Raw genomic sequence first — 24926 nt, forward strand, 5'->3', positions numbered from 1 at the left:
CCGGACGACCGCCGTGAAGAGGTGATGGTGCTACGAGGCCTTGGACGCCTTCAGCATGTACCCGAAGCCGCGCTTGGTCTGGATGATCGGCTCGGCGGAGTACTGGTCGAGCTTGCGGCGCAGGTACGAGATGTAGCTCTCGACGATGCCCGCGTCACCGTTGAAGTCGTACTCCCACACGTGGTCGAGGATCTGCGCCTTCGACAGCACGCGGTTCGGGTTGAGCATCAGGTAGCGGAGCAGCTTGAACTCGGTGGGCGAGAGCTCGATCTGCGCGTCGCCGATCGTGACCTCGTGCGTGTCCTGGTCCATCGTGAGCTCGCCGGCGCGGATGATCGCGTCTTCCTCGTCGTTCATGGTGCGACGGAGGATGGCCTTGATGCGGGCGACGATCTCGTCGAGCGAGAACGGCTTGGTGACGTAGTCGTCGCCGCCGACGGTGAGGCCGGTGATCTTGTCCTCGGTGTCGTCCTTCGCCGTGAGGAACAGGATCGGCGAGGTGTAGCCCGAGGAACGCAGACGCTTGGTCACGCCGAAGCCGTTCATGTCGGGCAGCATCACGTCGAGGATGATGAGGTCCGGCTCTTCTTCCAGCACGGCGGAGATCGCCTGTGCCCCGTTGCCCACCGCACGCACGGCGAAGCCGGCGAAGCGCAACGAGGTCGTCAGGAGGTCGCGGATGTTCGGCTCGTCGTCGACGATCAGGATCTTGGGGCCATCGCTCATGGTCCTATCTTCTGACTGTTCCCTCGGGGTTTCCTGGGAGCGGTTCGTACGTCAGCCCACGGGCGTCTGGACCTGGTCGGCATCCAGGATCGTGTACGAGTAGCCCTGCTCCGCCAGGAACCGTTGCCGGTTCTGCGCGAAGTCCTGGTCGACGGTGTCCCGGGCCACGAGCGTGTAGAACGACGCGGGCAGGCCGTCCTTGTTCGGGCGGAGGAGCCGGCCGAGCCGCTGCGCCTCTTCCTGCCGGGACCCGAACGAGCCGGAGACCTGGATGGCGACGGTCGCGTCGGGCAGGTCGATCGAGAAGTTCGCGACCTTCGAGACGACGAGCACGTCGACCTCGCCGGCCCGGAACGCGTCGTACAGCCGCTCCCGTTCGTCGACCGGGGTCGCCCCCGTGATCTCCGCGGCGTCGAGCGAGGCGGCTAGTTCGTCGAGCTGGTCGATGTACTGCCCGATCACCAGGATCTGCTCACCGCGATGCTTCTCGATGAGTTCCCGCACCACGGGGGTCTTGGCCGGGGACGTCGCGGCGAGCCGGTAGCGCTCGTCGTCGCTCGACGCCGCGTACTCCAGGCGGTCCTGGTGCGGCAGGTCGATGCGGACCTCGTAGCAGGAGGCCGGCGAGATGTAGCCCTGCGCCTCGATCTCCTTCCACGGGGCGTCGTACCGCTTCGGCCCGATGAGCGAGAAGACGTCGCCCTCGCGGCCGTCCTCGCGCACGAGCGTCGCGGTGAGGCCCAGGCGACGGCGGGCCTGCAGGTCGGCGGTCAGCTTGAACACCGGCGCGGGCAGCAGGTGCACCTCGTCGTAGACGATGAGGCCCCAGTCGAGGGCGTCGAGGAGCGACAGGTGCGTGTACTCGCCCTTCCGGCGGGCGGTGAGGATCTGGTAGGTCGCGATCGTGACCGGCCGGATCTCCTTGACACTGCCCGAGTACTCGCCGATGTCCTCCGGCGTCAGGGTCGTGCGCTTGAGGAGCTCGGTGCGCCACTGCCGCGCCGAGACGGTGTTCGTCACGAGGATGAGCGTGGTCGCCTTGACGGTCGCCATCGCGCCCGCGCCGACGAGCGTCTTGCCCGCACCACAGGGCAGCACGACGACGCCGGAGCCCTGGGCGAAGAACGTGTCGACGGCCTGCTCCTGGTACGGCCGCATGTGCCACTCGGCCGTGTCCAGGTCGATCGGGTGGGGCTGGCCAGGGGTGTAGCCCGCCAGGTCCTCCGCCGGCCAGCCGAGCTTCACGAGCTCCTGCTTGATCTGTCCCCGCGCCCACGGCTGCAGCTCGACCTCGGTCGAGGACCGCATGTCACCGAGCAGCGGCTTGATGCGCTTCGACCGGATGACCTCGGCCAGCACCGACGGGTCCTCGGCGGTGAGGAGCAGGAGCGGCAGGCGCTCGAGTTCCTCGGTGGGGGAGTTCGCGATCACGGGCGCGTCGGGTCGTTCCTCGCGACGGATCACGAGCCGTCCGTAGCGCGAGACCGTGTCGCGGATGTCGACCGTGACGCTCTGCGGTACGGGGAACTTCGCGAAGCGTTCCAGGGTGTCGATCATCGCCTCGGCGTCGTGGCCCGCGGCGCGCGCGTTCCAGAGTCCGAGGCGGGTGATCCGGTAGGTGTGCACGTGCTCGGGAGCGCGTTCGAGCTCGGCGAAGGCCGCGAGCTCGTGGCGTGCGTCCTCGGCATCGGGGTGCGCGACCTCGAGGAGCACGGTGCGGTCGCTCTGCACGATCAGCGGTCCGTTCATGACCTGCCAGCCTAGCCGTCGGCACCTGCGTGCGGGTGACCGCGCGGCTCAGGCGTCGCTCTCGACCGACACGACGAGCGACAGTGGCAGGGTCCGCTCGACGTCGACGGCCGTGTCCCGCCCGCGGACGCGTCCGGCCGCGACCGAGGTCGGCACGATCGAGAACGGCCGCTCCGAGCCGTCCGGCATCCGGACGGTCACACGGATCGGCGTGCGACCGCGCACGGCCAGGTCGATCTGCCGACCGAGCCACTCCTGCTCCGGCTCCGCGTCGCCGCGCTGCGTCGTCAGACGGAGCCGTTCGACGAGTGCGTGCGCCGACTGTTCCGGCGAGCGTCCGGTGGGGCTGCGCCGGCCGGGAGGCCCGTGGTGCGCCTCGGGGCGGGCTGCGGTCGTCAGGACGGCCGGGTAGCGCTGGTCCTCGAGCGCGGTGTGCACGACGTGCGGCGGGTAGCGCGTGGTCAGCGTCGTCAGGTCGGGCCGCTCCCACGCGAGCTGCCGGAGCTCGGCGTCCACCCCGACGAGGTCGAGCTGGTCGGCGGTGCCGCGGACCTCGGTCCCGACGCCACCCGGCCCCCGGTCGACGACGATGCTGCCGTCGCGTCCGGCCACCTGGTCGATCAGGTAGGCGAGGGGCTGCGGGATCCCGGTGGCCGACAGCCGTCCGAGCAGGGACAGCAGGTCGTCGCGGGAGTGTCCGGCCCGGAACGCCGCGCGCAGGGTGTCCTCGGAGATGCGGTAGCGCGCCGCGAGGCCCGGCGCCTCGAGCACGGCGACGGTGCGCAGGGCGTCGTCGTCCACCGGCGCGAGCGGCCCCGGTGCGATGACGGTGAGGTCGTGCTGCAGGTAGACCCGCTCGACGGTGCCCGGCAGGTCGTCGGCGGCCTGCTCGGCGTCGCCGTCGAGGAGCGCCCGGCCGGTGCTCGTCACGATGCCGTCGACCGCCAGGCCGAGCGACGCCGCAGTGCCGGCGACGTCGAGCAGCAGGGCATCGAGCCAGCGGGACCCCGCCGGGTACGCCCAGCGCCCGAGCGGCACGAGGTCGCGCAGGTCCCCGTCGGCCAGGTCGAGCACCTGGTGCACGGCGGGCGGGAGCGTGTCCGACCACGCGGCCACCAGCGACACCCAGCGCTCCGGCCACCCGGCGAGCAACCAGGCGTGCCCGGCGTCGGTGACGATCCAGCGTCCGGTGTCGGGGTCGGCGAACCCGATGCCGTCGAGCAGCGCCAGGCGACCGGCGACGAGTTCGGCGTCGGTGCCGATGCGCTCGGCGAGGGTGCGGGCGAGCGGCATGCCGATCCCGCCCTTGACGAGTTCGCGGACCGCGCCGGCGTCGACCGCCCGCAGCAGTTCGGCGAGCACGGTCATCGTCGCGAACGCCTGCTCCGCACCGGTGGTGCGCGCACGCTCGAGCGCCGCGGCGTCGAGGGCGGGAGCAGCGGGGCGGACCTGCTCCGGGCCTCCAGGCTGCTCGTCGAGCGAGGTGAGGTCGGGGTGGGCGGCCACGCGAGCGGCGACCGCGTCGTCGACCGCGCCGTCCTCGTCGGCGAGGCCGAGCTCGATCGCGGGGCCGAGCGCGTCGACGGCGCCGCCGTCACGCAGTGCGAGGATCGTCGCGCGCGGCAGGTGCTCGACGGCGGCGTCCACGGCGTCGTCGCTGCGGAGTGCCTCGGCGAGGTCGAAGAAGTCGGTGATGCGCTGCGGGCCCGTCTCGGCGAGTGCAGCGGTGGGGAGTCGCCTCGCCGCGACGAGGCGCTCGAGCGCATCGTCCGGCATCGCCCGGAGTCGGGCGGCGAGGTCGGCGGTGGTCGTCATCGTCCGGTGCCAGCGTCCGGGGCGGACGTCAGCGAGCCGTCCGGTTCGCTCGTGCGCGACGTGTCCAGGTGATGCCGAGGAGCGTGAAGACCAGCACCATGGCGATCGGGAAGCCGAAGAGCGGGATCGCCATGACCACCGGCCACGGCATCGCACCCTGGGCAGCCGGTGCGGTGAGCCACATGATGATCATCGCGACGAAGCAGAGCAAGCCGAGGATGATGATCCCACCGATCATGAACGCCAGAGCGCGTTCGGTACGATTGAACGTCACCGGGGGTTCTGCGGAGTCCTGCGGGTTCCCGGTTGATCGGGTCGGCTTGGCCATCGACCCAGGATATCCGACGCACCACGGCCGTACCACGACCTCGAGGAGTCCACGCATGCCCACCGGCAAGGTCAAGTTCTACGACGACGACAAGGGCTTCGGCTTCATCACCGGAGACGACGGCGACCAGGTGTTCCTGCACGCGTCCTCGCTGCCCGACGGCGTCGTGACCGTCAAGGCCGGCACGCGGCTGGAGTACGGCGTCGTCCAGGGCAAGAAGGGGTCGCAGGCGTTGTCCGTGCGGCTGCTCGAGCCCCAGCCGTCGCTGTCGCGGATGACCCGTCGCTCCGCGGACGACATGGCCGTGATCGTCGAGGACCTGGTGAAGGAACTCGACCGGATCAGCGGAGACCTCCGCCACGGCCGCTACCCGAAGAACGGCGATCGCATCGCCGCCATCCTGCGGCACGTCGCAGACCAGTTGGAGGCGTGACCCCATGACCGAGTCCGAGACAGCAGGGGCCGAGACGGCTCCCGACGCAGCGTCGACCGACGCAGCGCCGACCGACGCAGCGTCCGTTGACGCAGCGCCCATCGACGCAGCGTCCATCGACTACACCGACCTGGCGCGCGAGGCGTTGCTCGAGGTCACCCCGGAGTCGACCGTCGGTGCACCCGTCGGCACCGTGGACGAAGGGGACGGCGTCGTGTCCGTCCTGTTCGCCAACCGGCTGCCCGGCTACCCCGGGTGGCGGTGGACCGTCAGCGTCGCCAAGGTCGGCGACGACGAACCGACCGTGCTCGAGGTCGAGCTGATGCCCGGGGACGGCTCGCTCGTCGCGCCCGAGTGGGTGCCGTGGTCCGAGCGACTGGCCGAGTACCGGGCCGCGCAGGAGCACGAGGGCGAGGACGGCGCCGAGGACGTGTCGGACGAGGACTCCGACGAGGACTCCGACGACGAGGACTACGACGACGAGTCCGACGACGACGAAGACGACGACGAGTCGGACGACGAGGACTCGGACGAGGACGACGACTACGACGACTCGGATGACGACGAGGACGACGACGAGTCGGACGACGACGACGACGATGACGACGAGTTCGACGCCGACGAGGACGACCTCGACGAATCGGACGACGATGACATCGAGGGTGTGGACGTCGATGCGCTCGCCGATGTGAGCGACAGCGACACTGATACCTCCGCCGCCGAGGACGAGGCCCCGCAACCGCCCCGTCGCCGCCGTGCCCGCCGCGTGCAGCCGTTCGAGCCCGACGCCGATCTCGAGGTCGACCAGCTCGACGCCGGCGAGGCCGACCCGGGCTTCCACCGCGCCTGACCCACCCGGACCGACGAACGGGCCCGGCACCACCGATCCGGTGGTGCCGGGCCCGTCCTCGTTCCGGCGGGTGTCCCCGAGGTCAGCGCAGGGCGTCGATCGTGAAGTCGATCGCGCGCACGAGCTTCGCGACGTCGTCCGGGTCGATCGCGGTGAACGTCGCGACGCGCAGCTGGTTGCGGCCGAGCTTCCGGTACGGCTCGGTGTCGACGATGCCGTTCGCACGCAGGGTCGCGGCCACGGCCTTGGCGTCGATCGAGTCGTCGAGGTCGATCGTGGCGACGACCTGGGAGCGAGCGGCGGGGTCGGTGACGAACGGGGTCGCCCAGTCGCTGGCCTCGGCCCAGTCGTAGATCGTCGACGACGAGGTCTTCGTGCGGAGGTCCGCCCACGCCAGGCCACCGGACTCGTTCATCCACCGCACCTGCTCGTCGAGGAGCAGCAGCGTGGAGATCGCCGGGGTGTTCAGGGTCTGGTTCAGGCGCGAGTTGTCGACGGCGTTCTTGAGCGACAGGAACTCCGGGATGTACCGGTCGGAGGCGGCGATCCGCTCGACCCGCTCGATCGCGGCGGGGGAGAGCAGCGCGAGCCACAGGCCGCCGTCCGAGGCGAAGTTCTTCTGCGGGGCGAAGTAGTAGACGTCGGTGGCGCTGACGTCGAACAGGGCGCCACCGGCGGCGCTGGTCGCGTCGACGACGGTGAGGGCGCCGGCGTCACCGGTCGCGCGGACCACCGGGGCCATGACACCCGTCGAGGTCTCGTTGTGCGGGTAGGCGTAGACGTCCACGCCCTCGACCGGTTCGAGTGCGGCGAGGGAGCCACCCGGTGCCTCGACGACGTGCGGAGCCTCGAGCCACGGGGCCGCTGCGGCCTTGGCGAACTTCGACCCGAACTCGCCGAAGGACAGGTTCTCGGCACGGCGCTCGATGAGGCCGAACGCGGCGGCGTCCCAGAACGCGGTCGAGCCGCCGTTGCCGAGGACGACCTCGTAGCCCTCGGGGATCTGGAACAGGTCGGCGAGGCCGGAGCGGACGCTGCCGACCAGGTCCTTCACGGGCTTCTGGCGGTGCGAGGTGCCGAGGATCGTGGCACCGCGCGTCACGAGGGACTCGAGCTGGGCGCCGCGGATCTTCGACGGACCGCAGCCGAAGCGACCGTCGGTGGGGAGGAGTTCGGCCGGGATGACGATGTCTGCCATGCACCGATCCTACCGACGACGATCCGCCTGCTCGAGCCCGTGTACCGGCCGGACGGGGAGGGTTCGACCCGCTCGTCCACCGCGTCGGATGACCCTTTCTCACGTGCACCCGGGCGCCGGTCGGTGTTCGTCGGTGCGAACAAGTAGTGTGGTCGGCGCTGGGCCCAGACATGAGAGGCGGACCGTGACCGATCTCGTCGACACCACGGAGATGTACCTTCGCACCATCCTCGACCTCGAGGAAGAGGCGATCGTGCCGCTGCGCGCGCGCATCTCCGAGCGCCTCGGACACTCGGGCCCGACGGTCTCGCAGACCATCGCCCGCATGGAGCGCGACGGCCTGGTCGTCGTCTCCGGTGACCGCCACCTGGAGCTCACCGACGAAGGTCGTTCCCGTGCCACCCACGTGATGCGCAAGCACCGTCTGGCCGAACGCCTGCTGGCCGACGTCATCGGACTCGACTGGGCCTTCGTGCACGATGAGGCCTGCCGGTGGGAGCACGTCATGAGCGAGCAGGTCGAGGTCCGCCTGCTCGAGATGCTCGGCAACCCGACGGAATCGCCGTACGGCAACCCGATCCCCGGACTGGCCGAGATCGGTGGCCCCGCGGCCGCCGGGTTCCTCGACGGTGTCCAGAACATCGTCGCCGCGACCGAGGGCACCGACGCCGTCACGACCGGGGTCGTCCGACGCCTGGGCGAGCCCGTGCAGTTCGAACCGGAGCTCCTGCACCAGCTCCGCACCGCCGGGGTCATGCCCGGGCGCGTGGCGAGCGTGCAGCGTGCGGGCGCCTACGTCGCGGTCCGCGTCGAGGGCGAGGACTCGGGCATCGAGCTGCCCATCGAGGTCGCGCAGCACGTCTACATCGAGCGGGACTGACCGTTCCTGGTCCTCCCTGAGAGTCTTTACCGTTTCGTTACACACGGGGCGTTTGGTCTCGACACGGTAACGACGCCTCCGTACACTCGTCCGAGTCGCCGCGCTGCCCCTGAGCCGGAGACCCGTGGCAGGACGTCTCGAACCCGTCTCCTGCCTCGATCGGAAACGATGACGAACGGATGGGGTTGCACACCGCCGGACACCCACGGCGGCGTGATGACGAGACGTTGGAGACCCACCTCTTGACGCAGACCGGTACCGCCGCGGACGACCAGACGCCCGCGAACCCGACGAACACCGAGAACGCCACCACCGCCCCGCTCACCCGGCGGGCCGTGCGCGAGACCGAGGGCCGCCCGGTCCGCAAGGTCGTGCCGGTGCGCTCCGCCCCGCTGCCCGGTGGTCGTCGTGCCGCGCAGGCCGCCGCAGCCGCGAGCACCGCGAAGGCCAGCTCGTCGTCGCGCAAGCGCAAGTTCCTCGCGCCGGTCGTCCTCACCGTGGCCGCCGGCATGTTCGGCACGGTCGCGGTCGCCCCGGCCTTCGCCGCGACGACCTCGAGCAACTCGACCGCCGCCGCCGACGCCCAGCGTCAGGTCCGTGCCACGCAGAGCCAGGAACTGTCGGTCTCCGACGCCGTGGCGCTCGCCGACACGAGCCGTGACGGCTTCGGCGCGACCTCCACCGCGACGCTCGACGCCGAGAAGGCCGCCAAGCAGGCCGCCGCCGACCAGGCCGCCGCAGCCAAGGAAGCCGCCGAGCAGGCCGAGCAGACCCAGTCCGCCCGGGCCGCGACGGCGAAGCAGTACTCCTCGTACACCGGGCCCACCGCCGCCGAGTACGCGGCCAGCTCGTCCGCCGCCGACACCCCGTTCTCGCTGCCGGCCGTGGTCGCCACCGGCAAGCAGTACATCGGCACCCCCTACGTCTTCGGTGGCGCGGACCCGTCGGGCTTCGACTGCTCGGGCTTCATCATGTTCGTGTACGCCCAGTACGGCATCAACCTCGCGCACTCGGTGCCGCTGCAGGACCAGGCCGGCACCACGATCCCCGAGTCCGAGGCGCAGCCCGGTGACGTCGTCATCTTCAACAACGAGGCGCACGACGGCTTCTACATGGGGAACGGCATGATCATGGACGCCCCGAAGCCCGGTGGCACCGTGCAGATCCGCCCGATCTGGACCAGCGACTACCACATCGTCCGTTTCGGCATCTAGCGACCACTGCCCCTCCGGCGTGTGAACTTCACCGGAACCGGCCCGCGCACCCTCGTGCCGGGCCGGTTTCTGGGTTAACCTGACGCTGCACCGGTCCGCACCGGCGCGAACAGGAGACCCTCATGTCGATGTTCCGCACGACCCGCACCATGGGTCGGCGCGCGCGCGTCGACATATGGTCGAGCACAGCCTGCGTGCACGAGCACGCCCCTGCATGACGAGAGCACTGCCCATCCGGGTGGTGCTCTTCGTGGTTCCAGGGGTGTGAACAGGTCGTCCTCACCCGTTCGCGTCGTCGGTCCGACGCACCCGCAGCGCCTGGAAGCCGTCCAGGCACGTCGGAAGGGAACCCATGCGCACTCTCGTCCTCAACGCCGGTTACGAGCCCCTCGCGGTGATCTCGTTCCGACGAGCCCTCGTGCTGGTCATGAACCAGAAGGCCGCCATCGTCGCCGCCGACGTCGAACACCCGGTCACCGGGTCGACGTCGAGCTACGACCGTCCGTCCGTCATCATCCTCACCCGCTACGTGCGCATCCCGCACTCCAGGCTCGTGCCGGTGTCCCGTCGCGGTGTGCTGCGTCGGGACGGCAACCACTGTGCCTACTGCGGCCGCCACGCCACCACGATCGACCACGTGCAGCCGCGGTCGCGCGGTGGGCAGGACTCGTGGGAGAACCTCGTCGCCTGCTGTCTGGCCTGCAACAACACCAAGGGCGACCGCACCCCGCAGGAGATGGGATGGCGCCTCCGGTTCCCGCCGAAGGTGCCGCACGGGTCCTCGTGGGTCGTGCGCGGCATCGAGCGTCCGCAGGCGGAGTGGGACGAGTACCTCGTGGCCGCGTAGCGGCCGTCTGCGCACCACGAGACGGACTGGAGGTCCGTGGCGACGCCGCCACGGGCCTCCAGTCCGTTGCCCGGCGCGACCAGTGCCCGACCCGCCCTTGGCAGGTCGCGCCGCTTCCGCCATCCTGGGCTCGACGCCAGCGGCGTCGGTCGGAGCCCCGACCGACGGACCGGCGACACGAGGGAAGAGCAACGATGCGCAGCGAGATCTCCGGAACGACCATGCCCGTCCTGACGCTCGCGCTCGACGCGGGTGAACGCATCGTGGCCGAGGGCGGTGACGTCGCCTGGCTGACCCCCGGGTTCGGCATGGACACCTCGACCGCGCACGGCGGCAGCGGCGGGTTCCTCGGGGGCCTCAAGCGTGCGCTCGGCGGCGGGCAGCTGTTCCTCACCGAGTACACGGCGTCGGCCGCGGGCGGACGGATCACGTTCGCCGCGAGCCTCCCCGGCACGATCCGCGAGATCACGGTGGACCCGGCGGACCAGTTCCTGGTGCAGTCGGGTTCGTACATGGCGAGCACCGCCGACGTCGACGTGTCCGTCGGGTTCCAGAAGCGTCTGGGAGCAGGGATCTTCGGCGGCGCGGGTGTGGTGTTCCAGGCGCTGTCGGGCTCGGGGACGGCGTGGGTGCAGCTCGCCGGCGAACTCACCGAGGTCGAGCTCGCCGCGGGGGAGTCGCTGCTGGTCCACCCGGGGCACCTGGCGATGTACCGCGCGGGCACGTCGGTCGAGTTCGCCACGGTGAAGGGCATCAAGAACAAGGTGTTCGGGGACTCGATGTTCCTGGCCGAGGTGCACGGTCCGGGTCGGATCTGGCTGCAGTCGATGACGCCGGCGGCCCTCGCGGCGGCGATCCAGCCGTACCTGCCGAAGCCGCAGGGCAGCGACCGCGACTGAGCCTGCCACGCCCGGCCGCACCCGGTCTGGCCGGAGGACGCGGCGTCCGGGCATACTTCCCCTGAGACCTGAGGGGGCTTCATGCTCCGGCCGGTGTCGTCCTGGTCCTCCGGTGCGCTGACGGCGGGCCGCCCGCAGTCCCACCGACTCGAGAGCAGGACCCGTGACCGACATCCGCAGCACCCGGACGATCCCGAAGAGGATCTGGGTTGGCCTCGCCGCCGTGGCGTTCTACGTCCTCCTCTCCGCCGTGGGCGGGAACCTCTTGAGCGCCTTCGCGCACGGTGACGACACCCTCGACTTCGTCCTCGGCCACTACATCACGGTCCCGGTCCTCATCGTGGTCGGCCTGCTCTTCACCCGGCAGGCTGGTTGGACAGCCGAGGCGTGGACCGCTCCGTCACCGTTCACGGAGCGGCGTCGGTGGTGGTTGCTCGCCATCCCGATCGTCCTCGTGGTGCAGCTGATCGGGCTCCTCGTGGAGGTGCCCTGGTCGGAGCAGACGGTCTCCGTGGTGCTCATCTACCTGGTTGGTTCGTTGCTGATCGGGTTCGGCGAGGAGCTGTACTTCCGCGGGATCCTCCGTGTCACCGTGCTCGGGCACCACCGCGAGATCACCGCGCTGCTGATCACCTCGTTCGCCTTCGGGTTCGCCCACACGGTCGGCTACCTCTTCGACGGGACCGGACTCGCCTCGATCCTCTTCAACACGCTCTACCTCGCAGTCGACGGGGCGCTCTTCTACGGTGCGCTCCGTGCGACGGGGACGCTGTGGGTGCCGATCCTCCTGCACGGGCTCGGCGACTTCGCCCGCTTCCTGCAGTCCGGCGACAACGACTCCAACCGGTCGGACATGTCCGGCGCCGACATCATCTCGTCCCTGTCGGTGTTCGTCACCGCAGCGCTCGCGATCGCCCTCGTGGTGAGCATCGCCCGGCAGGACCGGAAGACGCGACGAGCAGCGCAGCCCGGATCGGCGGACGTCGCATGACGCTCCCGATGGAGACCACCGGTCGGCGGCATCGGTGGGTGCCGGCTGACCGACGCTGGTGGGGGCTGGACCGCCGGACGGTCCTCCCCGCGGTGATCGTGCTGGCGACCGCCGCGATCATGCACTGGGGTGTGCCGTGGCTGAACGACCAGGTGTCGTTCACCGAGACGGTCCCGGCGGGGGGCACGATGTCGCTGAAGGAGGACGTCGAGTTCACGCCGCCAGCGGGGTGGGGCATCAGCGACGGTGTCCTCACCGGGGATGCCGAGGCGGGCGGCACCTACCCGGCATCCGCGACCGTGTTCGACGGCACGACGTCGATCACGCTCCGGACCGGCACGTTCGAGGGCACGCCGCGCGCACTGCTGCGGCAGATCGAGTCCACCAACGCGGCCACCGGTACCCAGGCCCTCCGGTCGACGGTGACCCCGGTCACGACGGCGTCCGGGGTGCGCGGGGTGATCAGCGAGTTCCGTGACGTCCGGAACGACGGTGCCATCGCCGCGTTCGTCGCGGACGGCGTCGGTGTCGAAGTCGTCATCAGCACACCGAACAGCACACCGTCGAGGACGGCCACCCTGATCGGACAGACCCTGTCGTCGATCACCGTCGAAGGAGCCGGATCATGAGGCTGAACCTGTTCCGACGGGGTCCCGAGCGCACCACCGGGACGGGCACGGCCTCGTCGGTGCCGACCGAGCTGGAGCAGGCACGGACGGCGGTCTTCGAACGGTCCGGGTGGGGCCTGCGGATGGAACTCTTCCAGCCGCGGAACGCCGCGTTCTGGGTGTTCTGGGGGCTGGTGATCGCCGGCGCCTGGAACGCGGTCACGATCCTGCAGTCCGCTGTGGCGCCGTTCGCCTCGGCGGTCGCCACCAACAGCCTGGCCCTGGTCCTGTACGCGGCCCTGTTCTGGTGGGCGACCCGTGCCATGGACCGGTACTCGACCCTGCCGATCAGCCTGGTGGTCCACGCGTTCCTCTGGGGTGCCACCGCGGCGACGTTCTTCATGGCGATCTACGCCAACGACGCGATCCTCGGCCTGTACGGCAAGACCTTCGGGCAACGCTGGGCCGCCGACTGGGCAGCCGGGCTCACCGCGCCCTTCACCGAAGAGGTCTCGAAGGGCATCGGTCTGGTGCTCCTGATCACCCTGGCACCGCGGATCGTCCGGACCACGTTCGACGCGTTCATCCTGGGTGCGTTCCTCGGGCTCGGGTTCCAGGTCGTCGAGGACGTGCTCTACGTCGCGCAGACCTCCGGTGCGAACTTCGGCGCGCACCCGTTCCTCGCGGGGGCGGAGACCCTCGTGGTGCGGATGGCGACCGGGGTCGCCGGGCACATCGCGTACTCCGCGATCTTCGCGACCGGGCTGTTCCTGCTCGCCGGCAGTCCCGTCCAGCGCCGACGGGTGGGGCTGGGCGTCGGGCTGATGGTCCTCGCGATGGCCATGCACGGCCTCTGGGACGACCTCGGCGCGCTCGTCGGCCCCTTGCAGGCCTTCAACCTGGTGTTCATCGCGATCCTGACGGTGATCGTCGTGTTCGTGGTGTTCCGCGTCTTCCGGTTCGCCGTCCGCCCCGAGCAGGAGGACCTCCGTACGGTGCTCGCGCCCGAGGTGGCGGCGGGGCTGCTCTCGACGGACGAACTCGACGCCGTCGTCGGCAGCCGGAAGACTCGGCGGCGGTACGTCAAGGCGGCCGGATCCCGGCAGGAGCGCCGACGACGCCGCGTGCTGCTGACCGCGATCCACGACCTCGCCGAAGCGCTCCCGCACTTCGACGACCCGGACCACATCGCGTTCACCCGACAGGAGGTCACCCGGGTGCGGAACGGCGGTCAGCAGACCGCGTAGGTCTGCCGTCTCGCGCCTGAGCGTGCCCAGCGACCGACGGGAGGCCCGTGGCGGACCCGCCACGGGCCTCCCGTCCGCTCGTCTGCCGCTTCCGGACCGGACACGATCTGACGACGCCGGGGAACGTCCGCCGAACGGCGCGTGAACGCGCGTCAGCGCCTGTCCGGACAGGTTGGCGGCGGCCGCCTCGGCGGTGTTAGCGTCCCCGTCGACAGCGCCTAGGGTTCCGGGACTCCCCGTCCGACTGGTCCGAGCGGCGCCACGGTCCGCCACCGAACGCGGGCCGTCATCTGAACGGACAAAAGCCTGGAGGACCTCGCCCGTCGCGCCGCGCGCCGGGCAGAAGGTCCTGCCGTGACACCGCTCGCCGTCCTCCTCGTCCTGTCCGCCGCGGTCGCCCACGCGGGGTGGAACGTCATCGCCCACGGGGTGAGCCGGATCGGGATGCCGTTCCTGTGGCTCGGCGCGGTGTCGAGCGTGGTGGCCTGGATCGGTGTGGTCCCGTTCACCGGGGGACTCGGCGACGCGGACCCCGGCGGGTTCGTGCTCGGCGTCGCCGCATCCGGGGTGCTGCACGTCCTGTACATGCTGGTGCTGCAGCGGGGGTACCGGGTCGGCCGGCTGTCGACGGTGTACGCCACGGCGCGGGGGACCGGGCCGACGATCAGCGTCGTCCTGGCGATCGTGCTCCTGGGTGAGCGCCCCCACTGGATCGCCCTGGTCGGCGGGCTCCTGGTGCTCGTCGGTGTGGTCGCCGTCGGGCTCGCCGACCGTGGGACGACGTCGACGGAGCTCCCGCGGAGGCGGATCGACCCAGGGCTCGTCGCGGGTCTGCTCACCGGGGTGGCGATCGCCGCGTACACGATCTGGGACGCCTACGTCGTCCGCGACCTCGGCGTCGCGCCGGTTGCGTTCATGGTCGGGTGCACGGCGGTCGAGGTCGTGTTCTTCGGACTGGCCCTCGGGTCGCGGCGGCGCGAGGTCCTGCCCGTGCTGCGGCAGCACTGGCCGCGGGTGCTCGCGTTCGGGGTGCTGTCGCCGCTGTCGTACATCCTCGTGCTGGTCGCGATCGGCATGGCGCCCGTGGCGCTCGTCGCGCCGATGCGCGAGGTGAGCGTCGTGCTCGTCAGCCTGTTCGGGGTGCTGGTGCTCCGCGAAGGCCGTGCGCTCGCCCGGGTCGGTGCCGCGGTGGTCGTGCTCGGCGGCATCGCGCTGCTCGCGCTCTGACGACGACGGCGACGGCGACGGTGATTGCTGCGACGGCGGCGACGGCGGCCTGTCCGGACAGGTGCCAACCGAGTTCACCTGCCGTCCACGCCGCGTGTACCGGGACGGAACTCCGCTCCACCGGTCGGCTGCGACAGTTGCGGTCGTCCGCACCGGACCCGCCCCCCGAACCGCCCGAAAGGTCATCATGCCCATCTCCGCACGCAAGTCGCTCGTCGCGCTGGCCGGCGCCCTGGCCCTCGTCGCCACGCTCAGCTCCTGCTCCGCAGGCTCCACCGCCGCGACCGGTGACGGCAGCCCCGCAGGCGGCTCCGACGCCGTGCAGTACGCCGCGGACGAGAACACCATCGTGTTCGGCGTGGTCCCCGACTCCGTGGACACCGAGACGAACTACCAGCCGCTGATGGACTACATCGCCAAGGAGACCGGCAAGAAGGTCGAGTACCACGAGTCGACCGACTACGCCGCGCTCATCGAGGCGTCCGTCGCGGGCAAGATCGACGTCGCGTCGTTCTCCGGGTTCACCTACGTCACGGCGAAGAACAACGGCGCGAAGATCACCCCGATCTCCTCCATCATCACCGCCGAGGGGCAGAAGCCCGGGTACTACTCCGAGGCCATCGTGCCGAAGGACAGCGACATCGACTCGCTGAAGGACTTCGCCGGCAAGAAGGTCTGCTTCGTCGACCCCTCGTCGACCTCGGGCTACCTGTTCCCGAGCTACAACCTGCTCAAGGCGGGCGTCGACCCGAAGACCGACGTCACCCCGGTGTTCGCCGGCAAGCACGACGTCAGCGTCCAGAAGGTCGCGGCGGGCACCGAGTGCGACGCCGGGTTCGCCGAGGACAGCGAGGTCGAGAAGAACGACGACGTGCGCGTCATCGCGAAGACGATGGTCCCCGGCGCCCCGATCGTCGTCTCCGACACCCTGCCGTCGGCCGAGAAGGAGACGCTGACGAAGGCACTGTCCGACGTCACCATCGACCAGATCATCGACGCCGGTGTCACCAGCGCCGACAGCGACGGCTTCCGCAGCGTCTTCTACGGCACCAAGCCCGTCGACGACGAGTACTACGACCTGATCCGCGACATCTGCAAGACGACGAAGTCGACCACCTGCCAGGCCTGACCCGGCGACCCCGAGACGGCAGCCCGAGGAGCACCATGACGAACCACGCACCGGTCGGCACCCCGGCCGTCGAGATCACCGGCCTGACGAAGCGCTTCGGCGACACGACGGCGTTGCGCGACGTGTCGCTGCGCGTCGGGCAGGGCGAGGTCGTCGTGCTGCTCGGGCTGTCGGGCTCCGGCAAGAGCACCCTGCTCCGGCACGTCGACGCGCTCGAGCTCCCGACGTCCGGCAGCGTCCGGGTGAACGGCCCCGAGGTGCACCGCCTGACCGGGCGTCGTCTGCGCGAGCTGCGGAGTCGCGTCGGGTTCGTGTTCCAGCAGTTCGAACTCGTGCCGGCGCTCACCGTGCTCGAGAACGTGCTCACCGGAGCACTCGCGACCCTCCGCGGCCCGCGGCTCGGCCTCTGGTCGTACCCGCGCGGCCTCCGTCGCACCGCACTCGGGCACCTCGACCGCGTCGGACTGCTCGACCGCGCCTACCAGCGGGCCGACACCCTGTCGGGCGGGCAGCAGCAGCGCGTCGCGATCGCCCGGGCCCTCATGCAGGACCCGACGGTGCTCCTGGCCGACGAACCGGTCGCCTCGCTCGACCCGGAGTCCAGCGGGCAGGTCATGCGCCTCATCCGCGAGATCGCAGCCGACCGTGGGCTGACGGTGCTCTGCAGCCTGCACCAGGTCGACCTGGCCCTGTCGTGGGCGGACCGGATCATCGGGCTCCGGCACGGCGAGGTCGTGCTGGACACCAGGACCGACGGCCTCGGCAAGGCGGAGGTCATGGAGATCTACGGGCAGGTCGCGACGAGCACCGACGAGTTCGCCACCATCGAGGCCGAGCTGCACGCACTCGACGCGGGGGAGCGGACCTCGTGACGACGCTCGACACCCGACCCGGAACCGCGGCGGCGCTCGCCGAGGACGTGGCCCGTCGGGCACCCCGCCGCCGGGTCTCGCCGGAGCGCACCGCTGCGGTGCTGACCCTCGTCGCCCTCGGCGTACTGGCGTGCGTCGCGGTCGCGCGGGTCGACATCTCGATCCCGAACATCATCGCGTCGTGGTCGAACGCCGAGCACTTCTTCCAGCGTGTGGGGACCATCCGGTTCCCGGACGCCCCGGTGCTGCTGCAGCAGACCGCGCTCACCGTCGGGCTCGTCCTGCTCGGCACCCTGCTCGCCGCCGCGCTGAGCGTTCCCGTGGCGTACCTGGCGGCAGCGAACACCAGCCCGGGCCGCGGGTGGGTGGCCGCCGCGCGGTTCGTGAGCGTCCTGACGCGGGCCGTGCCGGACGTCGTCCTCGCGATGGTGTTCGTCCTGGTCTTCACGATCGGTCCGCTGCCCGGGATCCTGGCGATCGGCATCCACTCCGTCGGGATGATCTCGAAGCTCTTCGCCGACGCCATCGAGCAGATCGACGAAGGGCCGCGCAACGCGATCCGGGCAGCCGGGGGGAGCCGTGCGCAGCAGTTCACCGCCGGGGTGCTCCCGCAGGTGCTGCCGTCGTGGGTCGCGACGATCCTGCACCGCAACGACATCAACCTGCGCGGGTCGGTCATCCTCGGGTACGTCGGCATCGTCGGCCTCGGCCGCGAGATGTCCTTCGCGTTCAAGTCGCTCGACTACTCACTCGGCATCGGGTACGCCATCGTCATCTTCGGCCTGTGCGTCCTGATGGAGATCGTCTCCAGCTCGGTTCGCGCCGCCATGCTCGGTGTGGCCCCGGCCGGGCGCGGCATCGGTGCCACGGCTGCCCGTCGGTGGATGCGTCGGCGGGACCGCCAGCGAGCCGAGGCCGTACCGGCCACGCAGCGACCGGTCGCCGCGACGGTCGAGGGCACCCTCCGTCGTCCGTGGACCCCCGTCCGGGTCCGGAACGCGATCTGGTGCTGGGTCGCCCTGGCCGTCGTCGTCGGCAGTGTCGTGGTCTGCGACATCGCCTGGGGTGACCTGGTCACCGTGTGGGGCAAGATCCCCGCCGTCGCCGTGCAGTTCTGGCCGCCGTCCTTCGGCAGCTACGGCGCCGGCATCATGTTCGGCGCGATGTTCGACACCGTCGCGATCGGCCTCGCCGCGACCGTCCTCGCGCTGCTGCTCTCGCTCGTCATCGGGTCCCTCGCTGCCCGCAACGTCGCTCCTGGGCGCGGGGTCCGGGGCGGCGCACGGCTGCTGCTCGTCGTCGTCCGCGGGATCCCGGAGACGATCCTCGCGGTCGTGCTCATCGTCGTGACGGGGCTCGGTGCGCAGGCGGGGACCCTCGCCCTGGCCTTCGGCGGCATCGGGCTCCTCGGCAAGCTGATCGCGGACTCGCTCGAAGAGGTCGCTCCCGGGCCCGAGCGCGCCGTCACGGCCACCGGCGCGGGTCGCCTGCAGCGCTACGCCTCGGCGACGGTGCCGCAGGGGTTCCGCGCGATGCTCGGGCACACCTTCTACCTGCTCGACACGAACATCCGTGCGGCGACGATCCTCGGCATCGTCGGAGGTGGCGGCATCGGCTACTACCTCCTCAATGCAGCGCAGGGATCGAACTACGCGTCCGTCACCGCGATCGTCCTGCTCATCCTGGTCACGGTGCTCGTCACCGAGGGCCTGGCCATGTGGCTGCGGCGGGTGTTCCGGTGAGCGCGACGGAACGGTACGACGTCGTCGTGGTCGGCGCGGGCATCGTCGGGCTCGGCATGGCCTACGAGGCACTCCGGCAGGGCGCCCGCGTCGCGGTGGTCGACCGTGCGGCCGCGGTCGTCGGTGCGAGTGTCCGGAACTTCGGGCACGCCTGCGTCACCCCGCAGACCGGGGAGGCAGCCGGCTACGCGCAGGAGGCACGCCGCCGCTGGCTCGCACTCGCGCAGCTCGCCGGGTTCACGGCGCGCGAACGCGGTGCACACGTCGTCACCCGTCGCCCCGAGGAGCTGGCGGTGCTCGAGGAGTACCGCGACTCCGGCGCGGACCTGCGGCTGGCCGACGCGGCCGAGATCGCCGCGGCGGTGCCGGTCGATCCCGCTACGGCCCTCGGCGGCGCGCACCTCGCGCACGACCTGCAGGTCGACCCCCGGGAGGCGGCACCCGCGATCGCGCGCTGGCTCGCCGGGCAGGGGGTCACCTTCCACTGGCGCACCCCCGCGCTCGAGGTCACCACCGGCGCCGTCCGCACCGGTCGTGGCGTCGTGGAGGGGACCCGGATCGTCGTCTGCACCAACCACGACCTCGACCAGCTCTTCCCGGAGCTCGCCGAGTCGATCGGTCTGGTCCGCTGCCGGCTCCACATGCTGCGTGCGACGATCCCGCTCGCCTTCCCGCTCGCCACACCGCTGCTGACCGGGTGGTCGCTGCTGCGCTACTCGGGGTTCGCCGCGATGCCCGGAGCGGGTGCCCTGCGGGACCGGCTCGCCGCCGACCTGCCCGAGGGGATCCGCTGGGACCTCAACCAGATGTACACGTCGCCGCCGGACGGCAGCGTCATCGTCGGGGACACCCACGAGCGCGAGGTCGACGCGCCACCGTTCCAGGACGAGGACGGCTTCCGGCTGCTCGTCACCGAGACCGAGCGGCTGTTCGGTGCGCCGGTCTCCGTGGTCGACCGGTGGCAGGGCGTCTACGCCTCGGCCCCGGGGCGGGAGTTCCTCATCGACCGGCCGGTCCCGGGCGTCGACGTCGTGACGGTCACCACGGGCATCGGTATGACGACCGGCCTCGGCATCGCGCCGACGGTCCTCGGCTGACCCCGGCGGTCCTCGGCTGACCCCGGTGGTCTTCGGCGGGGGAGACCGTCAGTCGCGGAACAGCCGCTGCCGGCCGTCGCGCCAGACACCGACCACACGGTCCTCGCGCACGGCGACGAAGTCCGCACGGCGACCCGGTGCCAGGAGCCCCCGGTCCGGAAGCCCGACGTGTTCCGCGGGGTTCCGGGTGACCGTCGCGACGAGCTCGGCGAACGGTGCGACCCCGGCGGTGGCGGCCGCTCGCAGCCCCGGCAGCAGCGACCCGAGCTGGTAGTCCGACGCCACCACGTCGGCCCGACCGGCCGCGATCGCCGCGCGAGCGGACAGCCCGGAGCCGTGCGACCCGCCCCGCCAGAGGTTCGGGGCACCGACGACGACCCCGAGCCCGGCGTCGATCGCCGCGGCCGCAGCGCGCTCGGTGACCGGGAACTCCGAGATCCGGGCGCCGAGCCGCCTGGCCTCGAGGACGGCCTCGGGCGTCTCGTCGTCGTGTGCTGCGATGACGACACCGGCCCGGTTCGCGAGTTCGGCGATGGCCGCTCGTCGGCGGCCGATGCCCTCGGCACCGGCGTGGAACGCCGCAAGGCGGGCATCGAGCACCTCGTCGTCGGCGCGGTCGAGTGCGCGGTAGGCCCGTCTCCAGGCGGCGACGGTCGAGTACTGGCCGCGTCCGGGGGTGTGGTCCATGTACGAGACCAGGGTGACCCGATCCGGATGCGCCGCCACGAGCCTCCCGGCCGCCGCCACGGCGTCGTCGTGGGTGACGTCGACGCGCAGGTGCACGCGGACGTCGACCGGCAGGTCGGACGCGGCGACCGCGTCGAGGACGGCGGCGGCGTGCTCGGCGCTGCGCGCCGGAGCCGTCGCGTGCTCCACCGAGCAGCACAGCAGGGCGGTCGTCACGCCGGCGAGCAGGGCGTCGGCGGCGAAGGACTCGAGCGCGTGCCTGAGCGGCACCGGGACGCCGGGGCGCGGCTGCTCGAAGCGGGACAGCGAGTCGGCGTGCAGGTCGACCAGACCCGGCAGGACGTCGACGTCGCCGAGGTCGACCACCGGTCCGTCCGATGCCTCGACGACCACGCCGTCGCGCACGGCGAAGGACGAACCCGGGGTCCCGCCGTCGCCCCGGTGGACACGGGCAGCGGTGAAGGTCGTCACGCAGCCATCACACCACGGCGACCGCGGGGTCGACCCCGCGGCGCAGGAACCCGTCCGACGGCGGTGTCGTGACGGCGTGCCCGACCGCGTCGAGGCCGACCGACCGCTCGACCAGGTCCGCGAAGGGCAGCTCGCTGCGCGCGAGGAAGGCCACCGCGGTCGCGAGGTGCCGGGGCGCGTAGTTGTGGACCCCGACGATCCGGTTCAGCCGCCGCACGATCTGCTCCGGGTCGATGGTCACCGCACGGCTGGTCGAGACCGCGCCGACGAGCACGGCGACACCGTCGACGTCGAGGGAGTCCACCGCCGCCTCGACCGCATCGGGGTGGCCGGACAGCTCGACCGCGACGTCGAAGGACCCGATCGCGTCACCCGGGGCGACGGCCCGCGCCGCACCGAAGCAGACCGCCCGGGCACGTCGGCCCGCGTTCGGGTCGGAGACGGTCACGGTGGCACCCGCGTCGACGGCCATCGCGACGGCGGTGATCCCGAGCATGCCGGCACCGGTGACCAGGACCCGCGCGCCGTCGAGCGGTCGCTGTACCGCGTCGAGAGCCGCGGCCACCGTAGCCGTGGCGCAGGCCGCCGGCGCGGCGACGGCCGCCGGCACGTGCGCGGGGACGACCGCGATCGCCGTGCCGGGGAGCAGGACGCAGTGCGTGGCGAAGCCGCCGTTCAGCGTCCAGTCCGCGGTGACGGCCTCGTGACCGTACTTTCGCAGGGAGCGGCACTTCTGCGGGATGCCCGACACGCACCGGTCGCAGTCGCCGCACGACGCGGCGACCGACCACACGACGCGGTCACCGACCCGGACCGGCTGTCCCTGGACGGTGGTCGGCGGCACGGCGTCGACCGCGACGACGCGGCCGACCTGTTCGTGGCCGAGGACACTCGGTGTCGGACCCGGACGGTGGCCGAGCGCGGTGTGCAGGTCGCTGCCGCACACGGTGGCCAGCTCGACCTCGACGAGCACACCGCCGTCCGGCAGCGTCGTCGACGGCAGCGACTCGACGGTGACCGGGGCGCCGACGCCGTGCCACAGGGCGTACCGGGCGTCGGCGCGCACCGGCGTCACGCCAGGACCCGGGCGGCGTCCTCGACCTCGGCGAGCACCGACGGCACCTCGGTGACCGAGTCGAGGACATGGGTGTGCTGGACGGTCGCGAAGTCGGCATCCTGGTGCGTCCCGGTCCGCACGCCCGCCACGACGGAGGCGCCGGCACGGTGTCCCGTGAGCAGGTCGGCGACGGTGTCCCCGACGACCGCCACGTCACGGACGTCGTCGGTGCCGGTCCGGAGCACGGCGGCGAGCACCATGTCCGGGTACGGGCGCCCGCGGCCGGCGTCGGCGGGGGAGAGCGCGAGGTCGATCAGCGGCCGCCAGCCGAGCAGGTCGAGCACCGCGTCGCGCGTCGCGGGCGAGAACCCGGTGGTCAGCGCGATCCGCCGCCCCGCTGCGCGGAGTGCGACGAGCGTCTCGACGGCGCCGTCCACCGGCCGCACGCCGCGGTCGAGGGTGCGGGCGTACGCGCGCTCGAACGCGGTGTTCGCAGCCTCGGCACGGTCGCCGTCCCCGTCGAAGAGTGCCGTGAACACGGCGATCTTCGACTGGCCCATGGTGTCGACCGCGTACTGCACCGCACGGTCGTGCTCCGAGCTCCCGTGCTCGAGGCCGACGTCGGTGAGCGCGGTGCGGAAGGCGTCGAGGACGACGCCGCCGTCGTCGACGGTGGTTCCTGCCATGTCGAGGCAGACGAGCGAGATCATGGGACTCCTGGGTTCGTGCCGTCACGCCGGGACCGGCGCGGTCCGACCAGCGTCGGAGCGCCCCGTGGCGGGCAGACGGTGCGCAGGTGTCCGCCAGGTGAACGACGCCGGGAGGCTCGTCACGGCCTGTCCGGACAGGCATGCGGTCCGCCAGGGGGACCGGCTACAGTCCGAGCGTGCCGGAGACCCGATACCTCGACATCGCCGCCGCCCTGGAGGGCGAGCTGGCCGATCTGCCGATCGGCTCGCGGGTGGCCAGCGAGGCTGAGCTGGCGGCGCGCTTCGGCGTCGGGCGGTCCGCCGCCCGGGCAGCGCTGCAGCACCTGCAGCGGCGCAACCGCATCCGCCGGGTGAAGGGCGTCGGCAGCTTCGTCGCACGCCGCATCGACTACCTGATCGGTTCGCGGGCGGCACCGTCGTGGAGCCACACCGTCCGCGCCGCCGGTGGCAAGCCGTCGAGCGTGACGCTGTCGTGTGCACTCGTCCCCGTCCCACCGCGCATCGCCGAGTCCCTCGACCTGCAACCAGGCGCGCCCGTGCACCGCCTGACCCGGCGCTCACTGGTCGACGGGCTGCCGGCTGCGTGGGGCGTGGAGTGGGTCCCGCCGGCGATCGTGCCCGAGCTCGCCGAGGCGCTGCAGGTCAGGGACTCGCTGTACGAGGTGCTCCGGCAGGTGGGACGATCCACGCCGCACCGCCGATGGGTCCGTGCGACCGCCGACGTGGTGTCCGAGGACGTCGCCCGGCACCTGGACCTCGACGAGGTCACGCTCGGCTGGTTCATCGAGAGCCTGACGTCGGACCGCGACGACGAGCGACCGTTGTGCCTGAGCGAGCGGTGGATCCGGGCGGACGCCATCCGGGTGTTGTTCGAGGCCGGTCGGGACGCACCGCTGACCTGATCGGCTGCGGTCTTCCGTTCGTCGGTGGCGCTGACTAGCGTCGCCGACATGGGCGAGACACCGCACATCGAGGACGCGACCATCGACGACCTGCGCGCTCGGCTGCGTGCCACGCGCTGGCCGGACGCGCCCGCCGGGGTCGGCTGGTCGCTCGGCGTGGACCTCGACGTCCTGCGCCCGCTCGTCGAGTACTGGGCCGACGGGTTCGACTTCGACGCACACCGTGCCGAGCTCGCCGCGCTGCCCTCGCGCCGTGTCGTCATCGATGGCATCGGCGTCCACGTGCTGCACGCCCGTGCCGAGCGGTCCGACGCCCTGCCGGTCCTGCTCGCGCACGGCTGGCCGGACTCCGGGTGGCGGTACCGCAAGGTGCTGCCGATGCTCGTCGCCGCCGGGTACGACGTCGTCGTGCCGGACATGCCCGGCTACGGATTCTCGGATGCACCGCCGCAGGTGCTCGACGCCCGGCAGGTGGCCGGCATGTGGGCGACGCTGATGACGGACCTGGGGTACGAGCGGTTCGCGGTGTCCGGAGGCGACATCGGCACGCACGTCGCCCGCTACCTGGCACTCGACCACCCCGACCGGGTGGTCGCGGTGCACCGCATCGACGGCGGGCTCGCCTGGCCGGGCCTCGATGCGTCGACGTTGTCCGCCGCCGAGCGGGAGTTCGTCGCCGCGACCGATCGGTGGCGCACCGCCGAGGGTGCCTACGCGATGCTGCACCGCACGAAGCCGCAGACCGCCGCCGTCGGGCTGAACGACTCGCCCGCGGGTCTCGCCGCCTGGATCCTCGAGAAGCTCCGGGCGTGGAGCGACTGCGACGGGGACCCGTGGTCGGTCTACACGCGCGACGAGGTGCTAGCGCTGCTCACCGAGTACTGGGCCACGGGCACGATCGGCTCGGCGATGCGGATGTACCACGCGAACGCGGCGATCCCGGCGGAGCAGCTGGAGCGACGGGTCGAGGTGCCGTCCGGGTTCTCGATCTTCCCCGGCGACATCGTGCGGGCGCCGCGCGAGTGGCTCGAGCGAACCACGAACCTCGTGTTCCACCACGAACTCGACCGCGGCGGGCACTTCGCGCCGTTCGAACAGCCCGACCTGTTCGTCGACGAACTGCACGCGTTCCTGCAGGGCTTCCGCCGCTAGAGTGGACGAGCCAGCCTCTGTAGCTCAATGGAAGAGCAGTTCCGTCCTAAGGAAACGGTTGGGGGTTCGAGTCCCTCCAGGGGCACCAGCAGGTC

At 71.5% G+C, this 24926-nt stretch carries 24 protein-coding genes and 1 tRNA gene; 17 read left to right on the forward strand and 8 right to left on the reverse strand.

The annotated features are described in order from the left end of the window. Positions 1-30: 30 nt before the first annotated feature. From BIU89_RS00180 to BIU89_RS00195, 4 genes are read right to left on the reverse strand one after another with little or no spacing between them, the layout of a single operon-like run. Positions 31-726, reverse strand: coding sequence for a response regulator transcription factor (locus BIU89_RS00180; RefSeq protein ID WP_017888045.1), 696 nt, complete (start codon positions 724-726; stop codon positions 31-33). Between the two features lie 51 nt (positions 727-777). Then, on the reverse strand, positions 778-2475 hold the full coding sequence (locus tag BIU89_RS00185) for a DNA repair helicase XPB (RefSeq protein WP_071244035.1): 1698 nt from the start codon (positions 2473-2475) through the stop codon (positions 778-780). A gap of 48 nt (positions 2476-2523) precedes the next feature. Beyond that, the gene (locus BIU89_RS00190; protein WP_071244037.1) at positions 2524-4290 is read right to left on the reverse strand and encodes a helicase-associated domain-containing protein; all 1767 of its coding nucleotides are present in this window, start codon (positions 4288-4290) and stop codon (positions 2524-2526) included. A 28-nt stretch (positions 4291-4318) separates the two neighbouring features. Then, positions 4319-4618, reverse strand: a complete 300-nt coding sequence (locus tag BIU89_RS00195; RefSeq protein WP_071244038.1) for a hypothetical protein — start codon at positions 4616-4618, stop codon at positions 4319-4321. 55 nt (positions 4619-4673) lie between these two features. On the opposite strand from BIU89_RS00195, the gene BIU89_RS00200 reads away from it, so the two are divergent. Together BIU89_RS00200 and BIU89_RS00205 are read left to right on the forward strand one after the other, a co-directional pair. Beyond that, entirely contained in the window at positions 4674-5051 is a 378-nt protein-coding gene (locus tag BIU89_RS00200) for a cold-shock protein (RefSeq protein ID WP_017888041.1), read from the forward strand. A gap of 4 nt (positions 5052-5055) precedes the next feature. Continuing rightward, positions 5056-5901 carry a DUF3027 domain-containing protein gene (locus BIU89_RS00205; protein WP_071244040.1) on the forward strand — a complete coding sequence of 282 codons (846 nt, stop codon included), beginning with the start codon at positions 5056-5058 and terminating at the stop codon, positions 5899-5901. Between the two features lie 82 nt (positions 5902-5983). Here the strand turns inward: BIU89_RS00205 and serC are convergent, their stop codons facing one another. Next, positions 5984-7099 (reverse strand): phosphoserine transaminase, encoded by a 1116-nt coding sequence (serC, locus tag BIU89_RS00210; protein WP_071244042.1) that lies wholly within the window; start codon positions 7097-7099, stop codon positions 5984-5986. A 184-nt stretch (positions 7100-7283) separates the two neighbouring features. Here serC and BIU89_RS00215 point away from each other — a divergent pair, with 184 nt between their 5' ends. The 12 genes from BIU89_RS00215 (at position 7284) to BIU89_RS00270 (ending at position 19852) form a co-directional block, all read left to right on the forward strand. Further along, positions 7284-7979, forward strand: a complete 696-nt coding sequence (locus BIU89_RS00215; RefSeq protein WP_071244044.1) for a metal-dependent transcriptional regulator — start codon at positions 7284-7286, stop codon at positions 7977-7979. A gap of 227 nt (positions 7980-8206) precedes the next feature. Continuing rightward, positions 8207-9193 carry a C40 family peptidase gene (locus BIU89_RS19010; protein WP_176709426.1) on the forward strand — a complete coding sequence of 329 codons (987 nt, stop codon included), beginning with the start codon at positions 8207-8209 and terminating at the stop codon, positions 9191-9193. Between the two features lie 352 nt (positions 9194-9545). After that, positions 9546-10040, forward strand: a complete 495-nt coding sequence (locus tag BIU89_RS00225) for an HNH endonuclease (RefSeq protein WP_027466591.1) — start codon at positions 9546-9548, stop codon at positions 10038-10040. A 194-nt stretch (positions 10041-10234) separates the two neighbouring features. Continuing rightward, positions 10235-10939: an AIM24 family protein gene (locus BIU89_RS00230; protein ID WP_071244046.1), complete on the forward strand. Its 705-nt coding sequence runs from the start codon at positions 10235-10237 to the stop codon at positions 10937-10939. Positions 10940-11102: 163 nt separating this feature from the next. Further along, positions 11103-11930: a CPBP family intramembrane glutamic endopeptidase gene (locus tag BIU89_RS00235; RefSeq protein ID WP_071244048.1), complete on the forward strand. Its 828-nt coding sequence runs from the start codon at positions 11103-11105 to the stop codon at positions 11928-11930. After that, positions 11927-12559 (forward strand): hypothetical protein, encoded by a 633-nt coding sequence (locus BIU89_RS00240; protein ID WP_071244050.1) that lies wholly within the window; start codon positions 11927-11929, stop codon positions 12557-12559. The genes BIU89_RS00235 and BIU89_RS00240 overlap by 4 nt, the downstream gene beginning before the upstream one ends. Next, complete coding sequence (locus BIU89_RS00245; protein WP_083404077.1) at positions 12556-13785, forward strand: PrsW family intramembrane metalloprotease; 1230 nt, start codon at positions 12556-12558, stop codon at positions 13783-13785. Before BIU89_RS00240 ends, BIU89_RS00245 begins: the two co-directional genes overlap by 4 nt. 354 nt (positions 13786-14139) lie before the next feature. Beyond that, positions 14140-15012 (forward strand): EamA family transporter, encoded by an 873-nt coding sequence (locus BIU89_RS00250; RefSeq protein ID WP_071244051.1) that lies wholly within the window; start codon positions 14140-14142, stop codon positions 15010-15012. A 187-nt stretch (positions 15013-15199) separates the two neighbouring features. Further along, positions 15200-16141 (forward strand): phosphate/phosphite/phosphonate ABC transporter substrate-binding protein, encoded by a 942-nt coding sequence (locus BIU89_RS00255; protein WP_071244054.1) that lies wholly within the window; start codon positions 15200-15202, stop codon positions 16139-16141. A 35-nt stretch (positions 16142-16176) separates the two neighbouring features. After that, a complete protein-coding gene (phnC, locus tag BIU89_RS00260) occupies positions 16177-17013 on the forward strand; it encodes a phosphonate ABC transporter ATP-binding protein (RefSeq protein ID WP_071244056.1) in 837 nt (278 codons plus the stop codon). Further along, on the forward strand, positions 17010-18755 hold the full coding sequence (locus BIU89_RS00265; protein WP_083404078.1) for a PhnE/PtxC family ABC transporter permease: 1746 nt from the start codon (positions 17010-17012) through the stop codon (positions 18753-18755). Before phnC ends, BIU89_RS00265 begins: the two co-directional genes overlap by 4 nt. Continuing rightward, on the forward strand, positions 18752-19852 hold the full coding sequence (locus BIU89_RS00270) for a TIGR03364 family FAD-dependent oxidoreductase (RefSeq protein WP_071244057.1): 1101 nt from the start codon (positions 18752-18754) through the stop codon (positions 19850-19852). The genes BIU89_RS00265 and BIU89_RS00270 overlap by 4 nt, the downstream gene beginning before the upstream one ends. 48 nt (positions 19853-19900) lie before the next feature. Here BIU89_RS00270 and BIU89_RS00275 read toward each other — a convergent pair whose 3' ends face one another. From BIU89_RS00275 to BIU89_RS00285, 3 genes are read right to left on the reverse strand one after another with little or no spacing between them, the layout of a single operon-like run. Continuing rightward, positions 19901-21010: an alpha-D-ribose 1-methylphosphonate 5-triphosphate diphosphatase gene (locus BIU89_RS00275; protein ID WP_071244059.1), complete on the reverse strand. Its 1110-nt coding sequence runs from the start codon at positions 21008-21010 to the stop codon at positions 19901-19903. Positions 21011-21017: 7 nt separating this feature from the next. Continuing rightward, positions 21018-22085, reverse strand: a complete 1068-nt coding sequence (locus tag BIU89_RS00280; protein ID WP_071244060.1) for an alcohol dehydrogenase catalytic domain-containing protein — start codon at positions 22083-22085, stop codon at positions 21018-21020. Beyond that, entirely contained in the window at positions 22082-22777 is a 696-nt protein-coding gene (locus BIU89_RS00285) for an HAD family hydrolase (protein ID WP_071244062.1), read from the reverse strand. Before BIU89_RS00285 ends, BIU89_RS00280 begins: the two co-directional genes overlap by 4 nt. Positions 22778-22953: 176 nt before the next feature. Between BIU89_RS00285 and BIU89_RS00290 the strand changes: the two genes are divergently transcribed. The 3 genes from BIU89_RS00290 (at position 22954) to BIU89_RS00300 (ending at position 24919) form a co-directional block, all read left to right on the forward strand. After that, positions 22954-23679, forward strand: a complete 726-nt coding sequence (locus BIU89_RS00290; protein WP_217642806.1) for a GntR family transcriptional regulator — start codon at positions 22954-22956, stop codon at positions 23677-23679. 48 nt (positions 23680-23727) lie between these two features. Then, a complete protein-coding gene (locus BIU89_RS00295; RefSeq protein ID WP_071244069.1) occupies positions 23728-24831 on the forward strand; it encodes an epoxide hydrolase family protein in 1104 nt (367 codons plus the stop codon). Positions 24832-24844: 13 nt separating this feature from the next. After that, a tRNA-Arg gene (locus BIU89_RS00300) sits at positions 24845-24919 on the forward strand. Positions 24920-24926: the final 7 nt, after the last annotated feature.

Origin of the sequence: Curtobacterium sp. MCBA15_005, assembly GCF_001864855.1 — a bacterium.
In the GTDB taxonomy this organism is placed as follows: domain Bacteria; phylum Actinomycetota; class Actinomycetes; order Actinomycetales; family Microbacteriaceae; genus Curtobacterium; species Curtobacterium flaccumfaciens.